This is a genomic window from Pseudoflavonifractor sp. MCC625 (assembly GCF_018784545.1).
In the GTDB taxonomy this organism is placed as follows: domain Bacteria; phylum Bacillota; class Clostridia; order Oscillospirales; family Oscillospiraceae; genus Pseudoflavonifractor_A; species Pseudoflavonifractor_A gallinarum.
On record NZ_WQOJ01000048.1, the window covers coordinates 2,802 to 21,119 of the forward strand.

General features: G+C 56.0%; 19 protein-coding genes and 2 pseudogenes. 15 read left to right on the plus strand and 6 right to left on the minus strand.

Features of this window, described 5'->3' with window-relative positions:
- The 4 genes and pseudogenes from GPK94_RS16220 to GPK94_RS14375 all read right to left on the minus strand — a co-directional run.
- A pseudogene (locus GPK94_RS16220) lies at window positions 1-865 on the minus strand (DNA topoisomerase); the annotation flags it as partial.
- Complete coding sequence (locus tag GPK94_RS14365) at window positions 852-1,550, minus strand: hypothetical protein (RefSeq protein ID WP_008723343.1); 699 nt, start codon at window positions 1,548-1,550, stop codon at window positions 852-854. The pseudogene GPK94_RS16220 and the gene GPK94_RS14365, both read right to left, overlap by 14 nt.
- 147 nt (window positions 1,551-1,697) lie before the next feature.
- A complete protein-coding gene (locus GPK94_RS14370; protein ID WP_002589132.1) occupies window positions 1,698-2,450 on the minus strand; it encodes a DUF4366 domain-containing protein in 753 nt (250 codons plus the stop codon).
- Window positions 2,440-2,691, minus strand: a complete 252-nt coding sequence (locus tag GPK94_RS14375) for a DUF4315 family protein (RefSeq protein WP_002589133.1) — start codon at window positions 2,689-2,691, stop codon at window positions 2,440-2,442. The genes GPK94_RS14370 and GPK94_RS14375 overlap by 11 nt, the downstream gene beginning before the upstream one ends.
- 59 nt (window positions 2,692-2,750) lie before the next feature.
- On the opposite strand from GPK94_RS14375, the pseudogene GPK94_RS14380 reads away from it, so the two are divergent.
- From GPK94_RS14380 to GPK94_RS14425, 10 genes and pseudogenes are all read left to right on the plus strand, one after another.
- Window positions 2,751-2,957, plus strand: a pseudogene (locus GPK94_RS14380) (hypothetical protein); the annotation flags it as partial.
- A 262-nt stretch (window positions 2,958-3,219) separates the two neighbouring features.
- The gene (locus tag GPK94_RS14385; RefSeq protein ID WP_002304413.1) at window positions 3,220-3,525 is read left to right on the plus strand and encodes a helix-turn-helix transcriptional regulator; all 306 of its coding nucleotides are present in this window, start codon (window positions 3,220-3,222) and stop codon (window positions 3,523-3,525) included.
- A gap of 514 nt (window positions 3,526-4,039) precedes the next feature.
- Window positions 4,040-4,447, plus strand: coding sequence for a type II toxin-antitoxin system PemK/MazF family toxin (locus tag GPK94_RS14390; protein ID WP_002578938.1), 408 nt, complete (start codon window positions 4,040-4,042; stop codon window positions 4,445-4,447).
- 6 nt (window positions 4,448-4,453) lie between these two features.
- A complete protein-coding gene (locus GPK94_RS14395; RefSeq protein WP_002304418.1) occupies window positions 4,454-4,690 on the plus strand; it encodes a helix-turn-helix domain-containing protein in 237 nt (78 codons plus the stop codon).
- A gap of 117 nt (window positions 4,691-4,807) precedes the next feature.
- A complete protein-coding gene (locus GPK94_RS14400) occupies window positions 4,808-5,431 on the plus strand; it encodes a helix-turn-helix domain-containing protein (RefSeq protein WP_002304420.1) in 624 nt (207 codons plus the stop codon).
- A gap of 4 nt (window positions 5,432-5,435) precedes the next feature.
- The gene (locus tag GPK94_RS14405) at window positions 5,436-6,809 is read left to right on the plus strand and encodes a site-specific integrase (protein ID WP_002304423.1); all 1,374 of its coding nucleotides are present in this window, start codon (window positions 5,436-5,438) and stop codon (window positions 6,807-6,809) included.
- An 85-nt stretch (window positions 6,810-6,894) separates the two neighbouring features.
- Window positions 6,895-7,200: a hypothetical protein gene (locus GPK94_RS14410; RefSeq protein WP_002304425.1), complete on the plus strand. Its 306-nt coding sequence runs from the start codon at window positions 6,895-6,897 to the stop codon at window positions 7,198-7,200.
- A 511-nt stretch (window positions 7,201-7,711) separates the two neighbouring features.
- The gene (locus tag GPK94_RS14415) at window positions 7,712-8,458 is read left to right on the plus strand and encodes a class I SAM-dependent methyltransferase (RefSeq protein ID WP_215656131.1); all 747 of its coding nucleotides are present in this window, start codon (window positions 7,712-7,714) and stop codon (window positions 8,456-8,458) included.
- Between the two features lie 132 nt (window positions 8,459-8,590).
- On the plus strand, window positions 8,591-9,364 hold the full coding sequence (locus GPK94_RS14420; protein WP_186963103.1) for an AIM24 family protein: 774 nt from the start codon (window positions 8,591-8,593) through the stop codon (window positions 9,362-9,364).
- Window positions 9,365-9,408: 44 nt separating this feature from the next.
- Window positions 9,409-10,236 (plus strand): RNA methyltransferase, encoded by an 828-nt coding sequence (locus tag GPK94_RS14425; protein WP_215656132.1) that lies wholly within the window; start codon window positions 9,409-9,411, stop codon window positions 10,234-10,236.
- Between the two features lie 78 nt (window positions 10,237-10,314).
- On the opposite strand, the gene GPK94_RS14430 is transcribed toward GPK94_RS14425, so the two are convergent.
- Together GPK94_RS14430 and GPK94_RS14435 are read right to left on the minus strand one after the other, a co-directional pair.
- On the minus strand, window positions 10,315-10,737 hold the full coding sequence (locus GPK94_RS14430) for a hypothetical protein (RefSeq protein ID WP_215656133.1): 423 nt from the start codon (window positions 10,735-10,737) through the stop codon (window positions 10,315-10,317).
- Window positions 10,738-10,763: 26 nt separating this feature from the next.
- A complete protein-coding gene (locus GPK94_RS14435) occupies window positions 10,764-12,287 on the minus strand; it encodes an FUSC family protein (RefSeq protein WP_215656134.1) in 1,524 nt (507 codons plus the stop codon).
- A gap of 278 nt (window positions 12,288-12,565) precedes the next feature.
- On the opposite strand from GPK94_RS14435, the gene GPK94_RS14440 reads away from it, so the two are divergent.
- From GPK94_RS14440 to ptsP, 5 genes are all read left to right on the plus strand, one after another.
- The gene (locus GPK94_RS14440; protein WP_101692324.1) at window positions 12,566-13,324 is read left to right on the plus strand and encodes a DeoR/GlpR family DNA-binding transcription regulator; all 759 of its coding nucleotides are present in this window, start codon (window positions 12,566-12,568) and stop codon (window positions 13,322-13,324) included.
- Complete coding sequence (gene pfkB, locus GPK94_RS14445; RefSeq protein WP_215656135.1) at window positions 13,321-14,223, plus strand: 1-phosphofructokinase; 903 nt, start codon at window positions 13,321-13,323, stop codon at window positions 14,221-14,223. The genes GPK94_RS14440 and pfkB overlap by 4 nt, the downstream gene beginning before the upstream one ends.
- A 39-nt stretch (window positions 14,224-14,262) precedes the next feature.
- A complete protein-coding gene (locus GPK94_RS14450; RefSeq protein WP_101692326.1) occupies window positions 14,263-16,185 on the plus strand; it encodes a PTS fructose transporter subunit IIABC in 1,923 nt (640 codons plus the stop codon).
- Window positions 16,186-16,278: 93 nt separating this feature from the next.
- Complete coding sequence (locus GPK94_RS14455) at window positions 16,279-16,542, plus strand: HPr family phosphocarrier protein (RefSeq protein WP_101692327.1); 264 nt, start codon at window positions 16,279-16,281, stop codon at window positions 16,540-16,542.
- A gap of 27 nt (window positions 16,543-16,569) precedes the next feature.
- Window positions 16,570-18,291: a phosphoenolpyruvate--protein phosphotransferase gene (ptsP, locus tag GPK94_RS14460; protein WP_346728040.1), complete on the plus strand. Its 1,722-nt coding sequence runs from the start codon at window positions 16,570-16,572 to the stop codon at window positions 18,289-18,291.
- Window positions 18,292-18,318 lie beyond the last annotated feature (27 nt).

Sequence of the window (18,318 nt, forward strand, 5' to 3'; positions counted from 1 at the left end):
GGGTCTGCTGGGCTGTAAATCCAAGCAGGCGATTGGCATCTCTTTGCAGAGTAGTCAGATCATAGAGGGCAGGCGGCTTTTCAGACTTTTCCTTGCACTCCACCTTTTTGATTGTGACAGCTGCATCCTGGCAAGCTTCTTTCAGCTGCTCTGCGCTTGCTCGGTCACTTATGCGCTCCCCGGATACGGTAAGACCGGGCAGCTCCAGCGCCACGGTATAAAAAGGAACCGGCTTAAATGTGTCGATTTCAGCTTCTCGCTGGACAATGAGTGCCAGCGTTGGGGACATCACGCGCCCGATGTTGAGGGTGCGGTGGTACAGCACGGAAAAAAGCCTTGTGGCATTGATCCCTACCAGCCAGTCGGCCTTGGCACGGCAGAGAGCAGCTTTCCGAAGTCCATCATAATCTACACCTGGACGCAGGTTTGCAAAGCCCTCCCTTATGGCGGAGTCCTCCATTGAAGAAATCCAGAGCCTTTTCATCGGCTTTTGGCAGCCTGCCAGCTCATAGACGCTGCGGAAGATCAGCTCGCCCTCGCGTCCGGCATCGCAGGCATTTACCACTTCGGTCACATCTGGGGCGTTCATCAGCTTTTTGAGAATATCAAACTGCTTTTTCTTATCCTTTCCCACCACCATCTGCCAATGCTCCGGCAGGATAGGCAGGTCATCATATCGCCACTTGGCATACTTGGGATCATAACTGTCTGCATCCGCAAGACCAGCCAGATGGCCCACGCACCAGCTGACACGCCAGCCGTTACCCTCCAGATACCCATCCTTACGAGCAGTTGCACCGATTACCGCAGCCAGACTTTGTGCAACCGATGGTTTTTCAGCGATTACCAGTTTATATCTCATCATCTTCAGCCTCCCATTCATTCTGCCAATTATCAGACAGTTTTTTTGCAATGCTGTGTTCTGAGGCAAGTGTAATGTCATAGCCAAAGCGATAATCATATCGGTACAACCTGCCAATCAAATCATTGATTATGATATTGCAGGCCATAATCACACGCTCTTTATCCACCTGCATCAGTTGATAGCGTTGATAATTGTTGTAATATTCTCGATGTCTGTGGGTTCTGCTGACCGTATCTTCCATCAGACAATCTATGGCATCTTTTTCACCATCTTCTTTGCTGCCCTGTGTATAAGACAACAGTTCCTTAACCATGGGAAAACTTTGTTCATCTACCGTTGCTTCTTCGCTCAAAAAACCGATATAAGCTTTTAGTAACAGGCTAACTGCTGTTTTTTCAGCTTCAGATAAAGCGTTCATGGTCTCCGCTGCATCAGGCAACAGTTCCTTTTCCACAAATTCATCTATCTCACCAGAATAAAGCATTCGGATTGAGTCCACACATAAAGAGCGCTTTTGGGGTGCGGTCTCAATTTCAAAATCATAAAGATCCAAGTCATCGTCCTTCTTTGACTTTTTTTGAACTTTGCTGATAGCAGTGAAAAGAATGTCTCCTCCAAAGTAAATTCCGAAGGCGACCAGATCAAAAATAATCAGAAAGTGTAATAACCAGTTCCATGTGTTCATTGTGAGGTCCTCCTTTCTTTGACCATGTGCTGATTTTGGGTGTGGATTTACAGTAAGAGAGTGAGTAGAGCAGCAGAGGACAGGAATTTCTCCCTGTCCTCTGTCCCTTATCCCGCAATGATTTGAAATACGCTACGCTCAAATGGTTCAATCTGCTCTATCGCGTTCCTCATTAGGGTCAGAACCCTCAAAACCATCCTCAAGGACTTCCTCATCTTCGGTTTCCCATTCCTCGGAATCTTCCTCACCATAATCATAATCGTCCAGACTGTCATTGCCCTTGGTCTTAGGCTTATTCTTAACGAGCTTCAAGTAGGCAAATACGCCACCGCCGCCCAGCAGAGCCAGCAGAAGGATCAGCGCAGCCGGGTTCAGTCCGGCAGGCTTCTCTTTTTCCGGCTCCGGTGTTTCTGCCGGAGGTTCCGGTGCTTTTCCCGTACATTTACTCTTATCAGTTACACAGACCGGACAGGCCGTATTAACTGCCCCTGCTTCACATTTCTTCGTGCAGCTGCACACAGCAGGCGGCTCCTCTTTGGGTTTTCCATCTTCCATCAGCGCCATCAGGTCCGCTTCATCCACCTGGTTCAGAAAGTGAACAGCAGTCTTTTTATCCTCGTTGGCCCTGTCGATCAGGATATAAAAATAGTTGCCCGCCTTGGTGGTAACGGTAATGAGCTGTTTATTGCCCCCGAAATCATCCACCAGAGCGGCGTTGCCCTCCGGGGTCAGCGGAGGTGCTTTTTCCGTTTCTTCCACCACCACATTGCTGTCATTGGTGGTATCCTCTGCCGGGGGCGGCGCTGCGCCCTGGGCAAAAGCGGGAACGGTAAAGCCCGATGCCAGCACCAGCGTCAGGCAAAGGGCGGAAAGTGTTCGGAGCAATCGTTTATTCCTCATAGCTGTTTTCCTCCTGTTCGTTGTTGTCATCAGCAAAACTGCCGGGAACTGTGCCTCCGGACAGCATGGCGCTCAGCTGAGCCGGGGTCATACGCAGTGCGCGCACCATCTGGACGATCTCCAGATTTTCTGCCTCGGTTTTCTGTACCTCCAGCGCCTTGAGCTTTTCCTGATACTCTGCGATCTTCTCGCGGACCTTAGCAATCTCCTGGTCAATGCGTTCAATTTTGTTCTTTGCCATCGTCTATCACTCCTTCTAAAAAATCTCTGTTACCAGTTCATCAGGCCGTAGCCCTTGATATCTCAAAGGCATATCTCAACCGCTTCAAGTACAGGGAATCAGAAATGCTGGAGGTTTTGAATATGGAACGCAGCACCTACTATGACCGAAAGAAAGAAGCGATACTGTTATTTGGTCTGTCACTTTGGGGAACAGCCATTCCTAAATTGAAAGATTTCCTGGAAAGTGCCCGGGAGGAAGAAGCATTGTGTTATTGTGAATGCTAAGACAGGATTTTAGTCCGACTAAAATCCGATGAAAATACGACGGTTCCCCTACTGAAAGTCCGACTTGTCCAGTGTTAAAATGGCTATGCTGGGAGATAGCGGCATAAAATTGAATAGAGAGAGTTACGCCTCGTGCCTGTAATGGGTACGGGGCTTTTTTTATACCTGCCTATTTTCCCCCATAATTAACACAAAGGCATGAACGAGAGCTTGGAGTAATTTACTCCGGCTCTTTTTTTATGCCTGCAAGGAGGACAGGCAGATGGCAAAGGGTATTGAGAATCGGGCACGATCTCCTCCCGCTGTTTTTGATTTTGCAACTTCACAAATTCAAAAACACGGAGGAACGAAAATGTATTACGACTTGGTTGAAAGCGGAAAAAGAATTAAAGCCTTGAGAAAGGAACATGGGCTTACACAGGAACAGCTTGCGGAGCAGTTAGGTGTTGCCGCAAACACCATTGCACGAATTGAAACCGGCAACAGAGGTATCTCTATTGATTTGGCAATCGAACTGGTTGTGCGCTTTGAGACAACCCTTGATTACATATTTTTAGGTCGTGAATAACCTCAAAACTATACCTACGAGGCAATAAAAACTTGCATGAGGAACAGGTACAATTTAGATACAGCCAAAGAAAATCGGCTGCTTGATCCTTGAAAACTGAATACACAGTCATCGAATACGTTCCTGTTGCCGGTGCGAGAGCATCAGCCACATCAGCGGTACGCCGAGACGTATCGGATAGAGAAACAGAACGACTTTCTTCTATAAATTAAGCGCTTGTCTCTCTCCCGATGCCAGCGATCAATACTGGCTTGTAAATATTGGGTTGCTCCCAATACGGCCATGAAAGCAACAGGATTAAAGATACTTCTCTACGGAGCTGGCGGAGAACCCGGCAGAGGTTAGATTCCTATGGAACTGATTCGCAATCAGTCGTTCGGTGATTCCCTGAGGGCGTAAGCCCTCTTTCCCAGGGGTGCGTGGCAAATATGGGACACATAGACTTTTGGACTGACTGCCTGATTCCTTTCTGGCAGTCAGTTATTACATAGCCAACGAAAGGAGGTCATGGCACATGATGAAAGAAAATTGGGTATATTGCCGTGGTGATATTTATTGCGCCAAGCTGGACCCGGTAGTTGGGTCGGAACAAGGCGGCATCCGTCCGGTTATCGTCATTCAGAACGATACCGGTAATAAACACGCTCCCACATTGATTGTGGCAACGGTCACCACCAGAATCCATAAGAAAGCGAATATGCCGACGCACTTTGTTATTTACGACAATCCTGCATTCAAAGAAGCGTCCGTTGTTCAGCTGGAACAGATTCGTACCATTGATAAAAGCAGGATTGATAATTACTTAGGTAAGGTAACGCCCCGTGAAATGGTAGCGATTGAGAAAGCCTTATCTGTCAGCCTGGCAATGGAACAGCTGAAAAAGCGTTCCCCAAAACATAAAGCAAAGAGAGCGAAGGAGTGAACATAAATGTTTGAAGAAAGAATCGCTGCCATGAATCAGCGCACCGAAGAAGCGATGGCTGCTAACGCAGTTCAGTTTGATAAGAGAACCTATACGGTTGATGAGATTCAGGATATTCTGGGCATCAGCAGAACCAGCGCATACAACCTTGTGAAAAAGAAAGTTTTCCATAGCGTCCGCATCGGTGGCAGTATCAGAATCTCCAAAAAGAGTTTTGATGAGTGGTTGGATCATCAAATGTAAGATTTGTCAAGGGCGTCGTACAACCCGGCGACAAACTTCAAAACATATTGAGAGTTCGATAAAATGTAGCCATGACAAGAAACACATGGCTACATTTTTTACATAGGAGGTTGTACGATGGCGGAAATGAGAAAACGCACGAGTATGTCTGTTCTGGAAATGGGCAGGATGCTCGGTCTTGGTAAAACGGAGTCATACTGGCTCATTAAGAAGAATTACTTCAAAACCATTCTTGTCGGCAACACCATGAGGGTGATGATCGACAGCTTTGAAGAATGGTATGCCAATCAGTTCAAATACCAGAAGGTCGATGGAACCCCTCCCGGCGAGGAATTGAAGAAAACTACATATTCAATGGAGGAGCTTGGACAGCGCCTTGGGCTGAAAGAAGCGACTGCTTACGAACTGGTTGCCAAAGGGCATTTTGATGTGGTCGATGTCCTGGGCAAGCGCAGAGTGACAAAGGAGAGCTTTGAAAGATGGTATGCTTCTCAAACCGATTACCGCACGGTAGAGGATCAGGAACTGGATGCAGATATTATGGCATCCACCTACGGTCTGCCGGAAATGGCAAGAATGCTTGGGGTACATCGTCAGACCATTTACTATATCGTTGCCAATGAAGATTTTGAGCTTATCAAGGTTGGCAGGTATAAGCGAGCTACCAAAGAGAGCTTTGAAAAATGGTATCACAATCAGACCCGCTACCAGTTAGCGGAAGATAGACAGGAAAGGAGCTGATTACATGGCATCTATCGTTAAGAGAAAAAAGAAGTATTCTGTGGTTTATACATACACCGATGAGAACGGCAACAAGCGTCAGAAGTGGGAAACCTTTGAAACGAATGCCGAAGCAAAGAAAAGGAAGTTGCAGGTTGAATATGAGCAGGAGTCCGGAACCTTTATTCCCCCTTCTGCTAAAACCGTCAATGATCTTTTGGATGAGTATATGTCAATCTATGGTGTGAACACCTGGGCGATGTCTACCTATGAAAGCAGAAAGAGCCTGATTGCAAACTATATTCGTCCCCTCATCGGTGATATGAAGCTGGAGGATGTCACGCCGAGAATCATGGACAAGTATTACCGAGATTTGCTTTCTGTCAAAGCGGTTTCTTCTAAGTATGTAAAAGCCCGTACAGAATATCTGACTCCGCATACTGTCCGAGAGGTTCACAAGACATTGCGAAATGCTTTCAATCAAGCGGTCAAGTGGGAATTGATGACCAGAAACCCTGTGGAGCACGCTACGCTGCCGAAAGAAGAACACAAGACCAGGGATATCTGGACAGCAGAAGTGCTCCAGAAGGCTCTGGAAGCCTGTGACGATGATATTCTTCGTCTGGCTATTAACCTTGCCTTCTCCTGTTCCCTGCGAATGGGCGAGCTTCTGGGGCTTACCTGGGACTGTATTGACATTTCCCCCACCAGTATTGAACTTGGTCAGGCAAGCATCTTCGTTGAAAAGGAGTTGCAGAGAGTAAATCGTGAAGCGATGGCAGATCTGGACGGTAAGGACATCATGTTCAAGTTCCCACCGACCTTCGCCAGTACGCATACCGCATTGGTTCTCAAAACTCCTAAGACCAAAACAAGTGTCCGCAAGGTGTTCTTACCGAAAACCGTAGCGGAAATGTTGGTACAGCGAAAGGCTGACATCGAAGAACTGAAAGACCTTTTCGGTGACGAGTTCGTAGACTTCAATCTGGTTTTCTGTTCTTCCAATGGCAAGCCGATTGAGGGGCAGGTTATCAACCGTGCTTTCAATAAGCTGATTGAGGAGAAGGGACTGCCGAAAGTGGTTTTCCATAGTCTCCGACATTCCAGTATCACTTACAAGCTGAAGCTGAACGGCGGCGATATGAAATCCGTTCAAGGCGATTCCGGTCATGCACAGGTCAAGATGGTAGCGGATGTTTACTCCCATATCATCGACGATGACCGCAGACTGAACGCTGAAAGAATGGAAGCTGCGTTCTACTCAGGCAGACAGGCAACGCCTGAGCCGGTTCAACCAGCCGCAACGGAAAGCTCCGCTGATGATAAAGAACTTCTTCTGAAGCTTCTGCAAAATCCGGAAATGGCAGCACTCCTGAAGTCGCTGGCAAAAACATTATAGTAACTGCAAGGGCAGATCCTTTTACATAGCTACAATAGCTGTAAAAGGGTCTGCCCTTATTTTTTTGTTATGGAGGTCAACGAGTATGGATAGAATCTTTATGGACGAGTATTACGAGCATCTGAGAGCTGACAATATCGAGGCATTTTCCAAGGAAAGGAACGACGAATATGTTGGCAGAGCTGAGGAATACAAAGCAGCAAAGTCGGCATTGCTTGAAGGATTGGGACTTGAGCATTTGTTTGACCATAGCCATGAACTGACTCCGAAAGAGAAAGAAATATGGATGCTGTTCGATAGGGTTGATGTAGCAGAGCTTCTTGCAAGGGATGCTTTTGCCAAGGGTGCTTATATGCTCGGCGCTGAGGATAGAGAGATTATGCTGAAATAAAAAAAGACCTGCTTCGGCGGGTCTAAATTACATAGAATCATTGAGTCTGAAAAACCTTTGAAATTCTTAATAATTCTGGTTGAAAAATTCATTTTGAAATGATATATAAAACAGACTGAAATCTGTGTCTAAGGACACCCGCACCCTCACACGAGAATGAATAGGATTTCCTATCATTTCGCATCACGAGAAGTTACATAGTGACATTTACTTGCACTTGCAACGTCCACCAAAAATCGAAAGACTTGCTAATTTCGAGCCAATCGGACGGTGTAAAATCCCTCTGAATTAGCTATCACAGCGTAGTATCAGATGGGATTTGAAATGCTGAAAAACCTTGTATTTCCAAGCATTTTTAAGCATTAGATGCCACTTCCCGATGTCGTATCGGGTCTACTCCTAAGCGGAATGTAGTGCGTTCGAGTCGCGCCAGGGGTGCCACGTCGGAGCAAGCTTTGTATCGCTTGCTCCGGCTTTTTTATTCTCTTACAGAAAGGATGGGGTTCCCGCCATGCACGATCAGAACATCTATGATAATGAGGTCTTTTTTGAGGGTTACCGGAAGTTGCGGGAGCAGCCATCCGCTACCAATCACCTTGTGGAAAAACCGGCGCTCTTTTCCCTCTGCCCAAACCTGTCCGGCAAGCGGGTCTTGGACCTGGGCTGCGGTTACGGGGAGAATTGCAGGGAATTTCTGCATCTGGGCGCGTCTCATGTGACGGGTCTGGACCTCTCCGAAAAAATGCTCCAGATTGCAAAGGCGGAAAATAACGCTGAACGCATCTCCTTTGTCCGCATGAGTATGAGCGACCTCTCCGCTCTGGACGGCACGTTTGACGTGGTGTTCAGTTCCCTCGCTGTACATTATGTGGAGGATTTTGACCAGCTGCTCGCTCAGATCCACCGGCTGTTGGCCGACGGTGGAATCTTTCTCTTCTCCCAGGAGCATCCCTTTACGACGGCCCTGCGGAAGGGTCCGCGCTGGTCCCAGAATGAGGACGGAACCATCAACCACTATAATTTGAGCGATTACGGCATTCCCGGTATTCGGACCACCACCTGGATCGTGGACGGTGTCATCAAATACCACCGCACCTTTTCCGACATCGTCAACGCCCTTTCGACCGCCGGTTTTCAGCTGGAGCAAATGCTGGAGCCGCTGCCCGGGGCAGATATTCTGGCACAATATCCCGCCTATCAAAAGTGTTATCATAAGCCGGACTTTTTATTGGTCCGTGCGAAAAAGTGTTGCGTATGATTGCAGTATAGCCGGACAGATTCTCGCTCCGCTCCCCGGCTTCTACTTGCACAATCCCGCAGCCTCGCCTATAATGAGTCTGACCCCATGGAAACAATACTACCATCATCATGGACGAATGGAGGCAGTACGATGTATCAAATCTCTAATTTTTTGGATAACGACGACGTTGCCGTCCTCTCGGCACTGGGCCCTTTCCAGGTCATCGAGTATCAGCGGGACCTGAGCGTAACCCCCAATTCCGCCATGCAGGCCTATTACTGCGCCCAGATGAATGTGAAAAAACGCCAGCTGGTATGTGATCTGAGCAAGGCTAATGTCACCATCCAGGCTGGCGCCATGCAGTGGATGCTGGGCAATGTGAATGCTACCACCGGCATCAAAGGCGTGACCGATCTGCTGGGAAAGGCCATGCGCGGCAAGGCCAGCGGGGAATCCACTATCAAACCTGAGTATACCGGCGATGGTCTTTTGGTCCTGGAGCCCACCTATAAATATCTTATTCTGCTGGACTGCGCCGACTGGGGCGGCAGCGTGGTGCTGGACGACGGTCTCTTCCTGGCCTGTGACAGCAACCTCAAGCACAAGGCTGTCATGCGCTCCAACTTCTCCTCGGCGGTGGCCGGTGGGGAAGGCCTCTTTAACCTGAGCCTCAATGGAAGCGGCACCTTCTGTATCGAGTCTGATTGCCCCCGGGAGGAGCTGGTTGAGATCACCCTCCAGAACGACGTTCTCAAGATCGACGGCAACTATGCCATTGCCTGGAGCGGCAGCCTCGACTTTACGGTGGAGCGCTCCGGAAAGAGCCTGATCGGTTCGGCCGCCTCCGGGGAAGGTCTGGTCAACGTCTACCGCGGTACCGGCAAAGTTCTTATGATGCCTACCGCAAAAATGCCCAATATCTGATCGCTTCACCGCCCCGGGCGGCTGAGCGGGGAAGGAGAACCCCTATGTCCCATATTATCGAGATAACCGATCTCAGCGCGCCGGAACTGGCGGTCTTTGCCCACCTCACCGAGGCCCAGCTGCGCAACCGGCTGGAGCCGGAGCAGGGCGTCTTCATTGCGGAGAGCCCCAAGGTCATCCAGCGGGCCCTGGACGGCGGGTGTGAGCCCCTCGCCCTCCTTATGGAGCGGCGCCATCTCACCGGACAGGGGCAGGAACTTCTGGAGCGCTGTCCCCAGATCCCAGTGTATACCGCCGACCGGGAGGTGCTGGCCCAGCTGACCGGCTACACCCTCACGCGGGGAATCCTGTGCGCCATGCGCCGTCCCCGGCAGGCGGAGGTGGAAACCCTGTGCGCCGGCGCCCGCCGGATCGCCGTGCTGGAGGGGATCGTGGACAGCACCAACATCGGCGCCATTTTCCGCTCGGCCGCCGCGCTCCACATGGACGCGGTGCTGCTCACCCCCACCTGCTGCGACCCCCTCTGCCGCCGGGCCGCCCGGGTGAGCATGGGTACGGTCTTTCAGGTCCCCTGGACGTACATCGGCAGCGACCACACCCACTGGCCCCACCCTGGTTTGGAGCGTCTGAAGGCGCTGGGCTTCCGCACCGCCGCCATGGCCCTGAGTGACCGGTCCGTGAGCATTGAGGACCCCGCGCTCATGGCGGAGGAACGTCTGGCCATCATCCTGGGTACCGAGGGGGACGGCCTGGCCGCCGAGACCATTGCCCACTGTGACTACACCGTCCGTATTCCCATGGCTCACGGGGTGGACTCCCTGAATGTGGCGGCCGCCAGCGCGGTGGCCTTCTGGCAGCTGCGCGCCCGCTGACCGGCGGGCCCGTTTTTCAGCCATCCCATCGTATAAAAAAGGTCTCTGCACAGAATGCAAGTGCAGAGACCTTTTTTCTTATTCCCGTTCTCTGGCCGCCTGTTCTACTCCGGCCAGCTGCCGGGAGAGGCCGTGGGCACTGGCAAGATAGCGGCCCAGTACATAGCCCAGGTCGCCCTCCTCCATTCCCGCCTCCAGCGAGAGGGCGTCCAGCGGCGGCCCCGGCCGGTCCATCTCCACACAGAGGGTACGGGCCAGCCGGCTCAGCCCCGGCCCCTGCTCCGGCGGGATGGCACCCGCCTGGAGGAGATAGTGTACCTGCTCCAGCTCTGAGAACATATTCCACAGTGTGAGCAGAAGCGTACTGGCCTCTGTCCGCTCCTCCCCCTGTGGCAGCGTGAGGACGTAGCCCATGGCCGCGTCGTAGACCAGGTGGAACTCGGTCAGAATCTCACTGGAGAAGGCCGGGTCTACCCGCCCGCCCAGTCCCTGCGAGACCATATCCCAGTAGGTGGCGTGGAGGTGCGTCAGTGTGTGGAGATTGCTGCGGAACTGCTCTCCCGCCGGGTGGGGACAAAGAAACGGTTGATCACCAGCACCAGCAGCACCGCCAGCAGCAGATAGAAGATCCGCAGACCGATGGCCACGGTGTCCTCCATGGTCAGGGAGGCCATGGTCACCGCAAAGGCCGTGGAGAAGATGGGGTGGACCCAGGTCCCGGGGGTGCAGCAGTACATAAGGGAGATCATCACAAAGGAAAAGACAAAGACGCCGGGCACACCGGGCAGAAGGGGATAGACCACAAAGACCAGCAGGCAGCCCAGGGCCGTGCCGATGGGCCGGGTGACCATCCGGTGGGCGCTCTCCTCATAGCTGGGCTGAATCAGAAGAAACGCATGGAGGGGGAACCAGTAGGTGTGTTCAAAGTCCCACAGGAGGCTGATGGTACAACTCACCGTCAGCACCACCGAAAGCCGCAGGGCAAAGCGCATCTCAAACCGCTCCAGGGAGAGGCGCTCCCGCAGGCGCCGCCACAGTTCTCTTCCTCCGCCTCCCCGCCAGAGCGGGTGCCGGACCGGTCGGACCTCCCGCCAGTGGCGGAGCAGGAGGAGCATGCGGTGGAGAAAGCTCCGGTAAAAAATGCGCAGGCGCCCCTCGGGCAGAGGGGTATCGGCCAGCATGGCCTGGATCTGTTCCGCCACCGCGGCACGTTCCTCTGCGGTCTGGGCAGCACGCACGGCCCGGACCAGTCCGGCCAAGCCCTCCAGCGCCTCCCGCCGCTCCGGGGGAAGGACCTCCTCCTGCCAGGCCGCGTCGGACACCAGGTAGACTGCCCGCTGGAATAAGATCGCAAACATATTGTAAAAGAGTTTTTGGGGATCAGAGGATCCCGGGAGACGGTGGTTGCGGTATCCCATGCGGTGGAAGCTCTGTTCCAGCCCATACAGCTCCTTGCGCACCTCGTCGCTCCCGCCTTCCTCCGCCATGCGCTTGAGCAGAGCGGCCAGACGGTCCAAACTCTCTCCCACACTGTCCCGCTTTTTTTCCGTCCGGCCCCGCCACCATCCATAGCCCGCCAGGGCCAGAATGAGGGCCGCCGTACAGGCCGCCACCGCCAGAAGCTGCGTCCCCATCTCCTCCGGCGCAGGCGGCCGGAGCTCCAGAAACACAAAGGTCATGGCATAGCCGATATATCCCTTGGGGGCAAACTGGCTGCTCTGAAAAAAGACCAGCAGAAAGGGCACACTGAGATTCAGCAGTACACACAGCCATCCGCTCCTGGTGGCCACCATGGCCAATACGCACAGCAGCATGCACATGAAAAACAGGCGGACATAGTCGCCCAGTGTATGTTCCCGGTTGCGGCGCACCTGAAACAGGGTAGTCGTTCCAGACACTGCCATGGCATAGGCGCTGCCAAAGCAGACCGTGATCATCAAAAACAGCGCGATAAAAAAGAATACAGTGGGTCTGGCGCCCTTCCAGCGGCTCCGAAAGAGCTTGACCCCCTCACTCCATCGCAATCGCACCGGTAAATTTCCGTCCTTCATGCTTTCTCTCCTCTCCCGGCACGCGATCCTTTCTATCTTATCATACCACGCCGCTTTCCAGAGGAAAAGAGCGGGGTTTTGGGGGGCGGCGGGCATGGAGGCGGCTCTTTTCGGGGATGATAGCAGGAGAACCACCGCTTTGCACAAAAATAGCCTCTGATTTTTGGCGCCTTGACTGACTGAAAATGATTGTTTAAGATTGAAATTGATTGTAATTGTGCTATAATAGCATCAAGTAATAAAAACAAATCATTTCAGATCAAAAAGGAGGGTCTGCTATGTTGGCGGAAGAGCGGTTGGCCGCCATTGTCGCCGCAGTGGAGCAGCGGGGCGCCGCTACGGTGGCCCAGCTCTGTGAGGCCACCGGGGCCTCTGAGGCCACGATCCGGCGGGATCTGAACCTGCTGGACCGGCAGGGCAAGGTGAGCAAGGTCCACGGCGGGGCCGTCGCGGTGGGAGGACAGTTTGACCCGGAAGAGCCGGATCTCTCCACCAAGTCTCTGCTCCACATTGAGGAAAAGGCGTCCATCGGACGGTACGCCGCCTCGCTGGTGTACGACGACGACTTTGTCTTTCTGGACGCGGGCACAACCACCCTGGCCATGGCCAACTGTCTGGGCCAGTCCGGCGCCACCTTTGTCACCACCAGCATCGCCTGTGCCCGCCGTCTGAGCGAGCTGGGCCGCAAGGTCTACATGGTGGGCGGCAGGCTCAAGCTGGGCACCGAGGCCATCGTGGGCGCGGAGGCCATTGCCGCACTGGAGCGCTACAACTTCACCAAGGCCTTTCTGGGAATCAACGGCATTGCCCTCCGGCAGGGATGCACTACCCCCGACGCGGAGGAGGCCGCAGTCAAGACCCGGGCGGCAGAGCAGGCCTACCTCACCTATGTGCTGGCCGACTCCAGCAAATTCGGCAAGGTGACGGCGGTGACCGTCCGTCCTCTCAGCCAAGTCTGTATCATCACCGACACGCTGCCCGACGAGAGCTTCCGCGCCCATGCCGTCATCAAGGAAGTAGGAGAAACGCACCTATGATCTACACCGTCACCTTTAATCCGGCCATCGACTATGTGGTCCGCATGGACCGTCTGGAGCCGGGAAGCATCAACCGCGCCAGTCAGGAGCTGATCCAGTTCGGCGGCAAGGGCATCAATGTCTCCACCGTCTTGGGCAATTTGGGAACGGAGAGCGTCGCTCTGGGTTTTCTGGCCGGGTTTACCGGCCGGGCCATTGAGGCCGGCCTCTCCGCCGCAGGAGTACGCACAGACTTTATCCACCTGCCGGAGGGATTCACCCGGATCAATGTCAAGATCAAGGCGGGGGAGGAGACCGAGCTCAACGGCCGGGGACCCACCATTCCCCCGGAGGCGCTGGAAGCCCTGTTCCGCAAGCTCGATGCGCTGACCGGCGGGGATATTCTGGTACTGGCCGGCTCCATTCCCGCCTCCCTGCCCAGTGACATCTACGAGCGCATTCTGGAACGGCTGGATGGCCGGGGCATCTCGGCCGTCGTCGACGCCGAGGGCGATCTGCTGGCCAACGTGCTCAAATACCATCCCTTCCTCATCAAGCCCAACCGGCTGGAGCTGGGCGGTATGTTCGGACAGACCCTGGAGACACTGGACGAGGTCCGTGCCTGCGCCGCCAAACTTCAGGAGCGGGGCGCCCGAAATGTGCTGGTCTCCATGGCAGGGGATGGGGCCATCCTTCTGGATGAGACCGGCCGCTTCCACCAGGCCCCGGCAGCCCGGGGCACCGTGCGCAACTCTGTGGGAGCGGGTGACTCCATGGTCGCCGGTTTCCTGGCCGGATGGCTTGATTCGGGCCAATATGAGTCCGCCCTGCGCCTTGGGACGGCCGCCGGCGGGGCCACCGCCTTCTCCGACGGTCTTGCCTCCCGGGACGCGGTCGAGGCCGTCCTCCGTACCCTCTGAGCATTGTTTCTTCAAACCTGATTTGAAAGGATGAGAGTCATGCGCATCACCGACCTTCTGCGCGCCGAGAGCATTCAGCTCAACGCGTCGCCTGCCGATAAGGCCGCCGCAGTGGACCTGCTGGTGGCCCTGCACAGCAAGGCGGGCAATCTGACCGACCAGGCCCTCTATAAAAAGGACATTCTGGCCCGGGAAGAACAGAGCACCACGGCCATCGGCTGCGGGATCGCCGTCCCTCACGCCAAGAGCGCCGCGGTCAAGCGGCCCGGCCTCGCGGCCATCACCGTTCCCGGCGGCGTGGATTATGACGCCCCGGACGGCCAGCCCTCCACCCTCTTCTTTATGATCGCGGCCCCCAAGGACGGGGGAGACACCCACCTGGAGATCCTCTCCCGGCTGATGGTCATGCTGATGGACGAGACCTTCTGTCAGCGCCTGCTCTCCGCCGGGGATGTGACGGAATTCCTGGCCTGCATCGACCAGCAGGAGGCCGAGAAGTATCCCGATGAGGTACCCGCTCCCGCATCGGCTCCGGAGCAGGCGCAGGAGCAGGGCTACCGCATCGTGGCGGTCACCGCCTGCCCCACCGGCATCGCGCACACCTATATGGCCGCCGAAGCGCTGGAGAAAAAGGGGTCCGAGATCGGCATTCCCCTCAAGGCGGAGACCCAGGGCTCCGGCGGGGCCAAAAACATCCTGACCCGGGACGAGATCGCCGGGGCGGATGCGGTCATCATCGCCGCGGACAAAGAGGTGGACCTGAGCCGCTTTGACGGCAAGCATGTTCTCCGGGTACCTGTGGCAGAGGGCATCCATCACCCGGAGGAGCTCATCCGAAAGGCACCCGACGCCCCCATCTACCACCACACCGGCGCCGTCGCCCAGGAGGAGATCCGGGAGAGCCTGGGCCGCAAGCTCTATAAGCAGCTCATGAACGGCGTGTCCCATATGCTGCCCTTTGTCATCGGCGGCGGCATTCTCATCGCCCTGGCCTTCCTGCTGGACGATCCCTCCATCGACTACGCCAACTTCGGTACAAACACCCCGCTGGCCGCCTGGTTCAAGAACATCGGCGGAGTCGCCTTCAACTTCATGCTGCCCATTCTGGCCGGCTATATCGCCATGGCCATTGCCGACCGTCCCGGTCTGATGGTGGGCTTTGTGGGCGGTTCGCTGGCCGTATCGGGCGCCACCTTCCTGCAGCCCGGCGGCGGCTCCATTTCCGCCGGATTCCTGGGCGCCCTCATCGCCGGCTTTGCCGCGGGCTATCTGATGCTGGGACTGCGCAAGCTCTGCGACCGGCTCCCCCGGGCCCTGGAGGGCATCAAGCCCGTCCTCATCTATCCGGTGGTAGGTCTGCTGATCATCGGCCTCTTCATGTGTGTGGTCAATCCCTTTGTGGGCATGCTGAACAACGCCCTCTATGCCGGCCTGGCCTCCATGAACGAGGGCAGCCGTGTGGTCCTCGGCTTTGTGGTAGCCGCCATGATGGCCATTGATATGGGCGGCCCCTTCAATAAGGCTGCCTACCTCTTCGGCACCTCCACCCTGGCCACCGCGGACATCGCCGCGGGAGGCTCCGGTGTGATGGCGGCTGTGATGATCGGCGGCATGGTCCCGCCCATCGCCATCGCTCTGGCCACCACCTTCTTCGGCAACCGCTTTACCCCCGAGGAGCGCAAGTCCGGCCCGGTCAACTATATCATGGGCCTGTGCTTTATCACAGAGGGCGCCATTCCCTTTGCCGCCAGTGACCCGCTCCGGGTCCTGCCTGCCTGCATCCTGGGCTCCGGCGTGGCCGGTGCGCTGTCCATGCTTCTGGGCTGCGCCTCCCCCGCGCCCCACGGCGGACTGTTCGTATTCCCGGTCATGCACAATGTGCTGGGCTATTTTGTGGCCCTGGCTGTTGGCTCCCTGGTGGGCATGCTGCTGCTGGCCATCCTCAAGCGCAAAAAAGCGTAAATCCACCTCTTCTGTCCCCGGATGATCCGGGGACAGAAGAGCCCCTAACCATCCATACCAACCCCGTGTTTATGAAGAAAGGAAGATCTGATTATGGTATCCGCCAAGACTACAATCATCAACCCCATGGGCATGCACATGCGTCCTGCGCAGCTCTTTGTCAAGACCATCACCCCCTTTGGCTGTGATGTCACCGTGATCGCCAACGGCCGCGAGATCAACGCCCGCAGCATCATGAACCTGATGGCCGCCTGCATCAAGCAGGGCACCGAGATCGAGATCTGCTGCAACGGCTCCAACGAGGCCGACTGCCTCAAGGCCGCCGTGGCGCTGGTGGAGTCCGGCCTGGGCGAATAAGAGCCCGATCAGCCGGGAGAAAGGAACATGACTATGACGTTACACGGTGTGGGCGCCTCCGCAGGCATTGGAATCGGCACAGCGGTCTGCGTGCGGGAGCAGAATCTGGACTATACCTCCGTTCCCTTTTCCGGGGCGGAGCAGGAAAAGGCCCGGCTGCGCGCGGCGGCAGACCTCTTTACCCAGCGCACCCAGGCCATGGCCGATGACATAACCAACCGCTTGGGGGAGGCCGAGGCGGCCATCCTCACCGGTCAGATCATGATGCTGGAAGACCCCTTCATGCTCTCCCAGATGGAAGAGGCCATCGACGCCGGCAAGTGCGCCGAGGAGGCCCTGGACACCGTCTGCCAGACCTTTATCGCCATGTTTTCCGGGGTAGAGGACGAGCTCATGCGCCAGCGCGCCGCCGATATTGGCGACATCCGCACCCGAATGCTGGGCATCCTGCTCCACGCCGAGAGCGTGGATCTGGCCGCCCTGCCCGAGGGCACCGTTCTGGTGGTCCACGATCTGACCCCCTCCATGACGGTGAGCCTCTCCAAGGAGCATGTATGCGCCATCCTCACCGAGGTGGGCGGACAGACCAGCCATTCGGCCATCCTGGCCCGGGCCCTGGAGGTCCCCGCGGTACTGGGCGTGCCCGGTCTGCTGGACGCCGTCCAGGACGGTATGACCGTGGCCGTGGACGGCACCGAGGGTGCCGCGCTCCTCTGCCCGGACGAGGCCACCCTGGCTGCCTTCCAGGCCCGCCGGGACAAGTGGCTGGAAGAGCGGGCTCTGCTCCAGGTCTATCGGGACCGGGATACCCGCACCGCCGACGGCCGGCACGTGGACCTCTACGCCAACATCGGCAGCGTGGCCGACGCGAAAGCGGCCGCCGAGGCGGGTGCCGAGGGGATCGGACTCTTCCGGACCGAGTTCCTCTTCATGGACCGCACCGCCCTGCCCGACGAGGAGGAGCAGTACCAGGCATACGCCCAGGTCTCCGACCTCATGGCTGGGAAAGAGGTCATCATCCGCACGCTGGATGTGGGCGGCGACAAGGGCATCGCCTATCTGGAGATGGAGCGGGAGGAGAACCCCTTCCTGGGCCACCGGGCCATCCGCTACTGTCTGGACCGCCCCGACCTCTACCGGGTGCAGCTGCGGGCCCTGCTCCGGGCCGGCGCCCGGCACGGGAACATCAAGATCATGCTCCCCCTGGTCTCCGGAGTGGAGGAGGTCCGGGGCGCCCGGGCACTTCTGGAGGAGTGCAAGGCTCAGCTCTCCGCCGAGGGACTGGCCTTTGACCCCCATATCTCTTTGGGCATCATGGTGGAGACGCCGGCCGCGGCACTCATTGCCGACTTGCTGGCCCGGGAGGCCGACTTCTTCTCCATCGGCACCAATGACCTGACCCAGTACACCATCGCCGTGGACCGGGGCAACGCCAAGGTGGAAAAGCTCTACACCTGCTACCACCCGGCCGTCCTGCGCAGCATCCGCTCGGTCATTGCCGCGGGAAAGGCCGCCGGAATCCCGGTGGGCATGTGCGGCGAGGCCGCCGCCGACCCCCGCATGATCCCGCTGCTCCTGGCCTTTGGTCTGGACGAGTTCAGCGTCAGCCCCTCGTCCATCCTGGCCGCCCGCAAGCAGATCGCCGATTGGAACGGTCCGGACGCCCTCCGGACCGCGGAACAGGCCATGGCTCTGGATACCGCCGCCCAGGTCTCTGACTTTCTGGCTCAGGCAAGCGCCTCTCTCTAAATGAACAAGACCGGCCCCCGCTCCTTG

Coding starts and splice junctions, on each gene's coding strand:
- GPK94_RS14365 (WP_008723343.1), bottom strand. CDS start 1,550: ATGAACACATGGAACTGGTTATTACACTTTCTGATTATTTTTGATCTG.
- GPK94_RS14370 (WP_002589132.1), bottom strand. CDS start 2,450: ATGAGGAATAAACGATTGCTCCGAACACTTTCCGCCCTTTGCCTGACG.
- GPK94_RS14375 (WP_002589133.1), bottom strand. CDS start 2,691: ATGGCAAAGAACAAAATTGAACGCATTGACCAGGAGATTGCTAAGGTC.
- GPK94_RS14385 (WP_002304413.1), top strand. CDS start 3,220: ATGGCAAAGGGTATTGAGAATCGGGCACGATCTCCTCCCGCTGTTTTT.
- GPK94_RS14390 (WP_002578938.1), top strand. CDS start 4,040: ATGATGAAAGAAAATTGGGTATATTGCCGTGGTGATATTTATTGCGCC.
- GPK94_RS14395 (WP_002304418.1), top strand. CDS start 4,454: ATGTTTGAAGAAAGAATCGCTGCCATGAATCAGCGCACCGAAGAAGCG.
- GPK94_RS14400 (WP_002304420.1), top strand. CDS start 4,808: ATGGCGGAAATGAGAAAACGCACGAGTATGTCTGTTCTGGAAATGGGC.
- GPK94_RS14405 (WP_002304423.1), top strand. CDS start 5,436: ATGGCATCTATCGTTAAGAGAAAAAAGAAGTATTCTGTGGTTTATACA.
- GPK94_RS14410 (WP_002304425.1), top strand. CDS start 6,895: ATGGATAGAATCTTTATGGACGAGTATTACGAGCATCTGAGAGCTGAC.
- GPK94_RS14415 (WP_215656131.1), top strand. CDS start 7,712: ATGCACGATCAGAACATCTATGATAATGAGGTCTTTTTTGAGGGTTAC.
- GPK94_RS14420 (WP_186963103.1), top strand. CDS start 8,591: ATGTATCAAATCTCTAATTTTTTGGATAACGACGACGTTGCCGTCCTC.
- GPK94_RS14425 (WP_215656132.1), top strand. CDS start 9,409: ATGTCCCATATTATCGAGATAACCGATCTCAGCGCGCCGGAACTGGCG.
- GPK94_RS14430 (WP_215656133.1), bottom strand. CDS start 10,737: ATGGTCTCGCAGGGACTGGGCGGGCGGGTAGACCCGGCCTTCTCCAGT.
- GPK94_RS14435 (WP_215656134.1), bottom strand. CDS start 12,287: ATGAAGGACGGAAATTTACCGGTGCGATTGCGATGGAGTGAGGGGGTC.
- GPK94_RS14440 (WP_101692324.1), top strand. CDS start 12,566: ATGTTGGCGGAAGAGCGGTTGGCCGCCATTGTCGCCGCAGTGGAGCAG.
- pfkB (WP_215656135.1), top strand. CDS start 13,321: ATGATCTACACCGTCACCTTTAATCCGGCCATCGACTATGTGGTCCGC.
- GPK94_RS14450 (WP_101692326.1), top strand. CDS start 14,263: ATGCGCATCACCGACCTTCTGCGCGCCGAGAGCATTCAGCTCAACGCG.
- GPK94_RS14455 (WP_101692327.1), top strand. CDS start 16,279: ATGGTATCCGCCAAGACTACAATCATCAACCCCATGGGCATGCACATG.
- ptsP (WP_346728040.1), top strand. CDS start 16,570: ATGACTATGACGTTACACGGTGTGGGCGCCTCCGCAGGCATTGGAATC.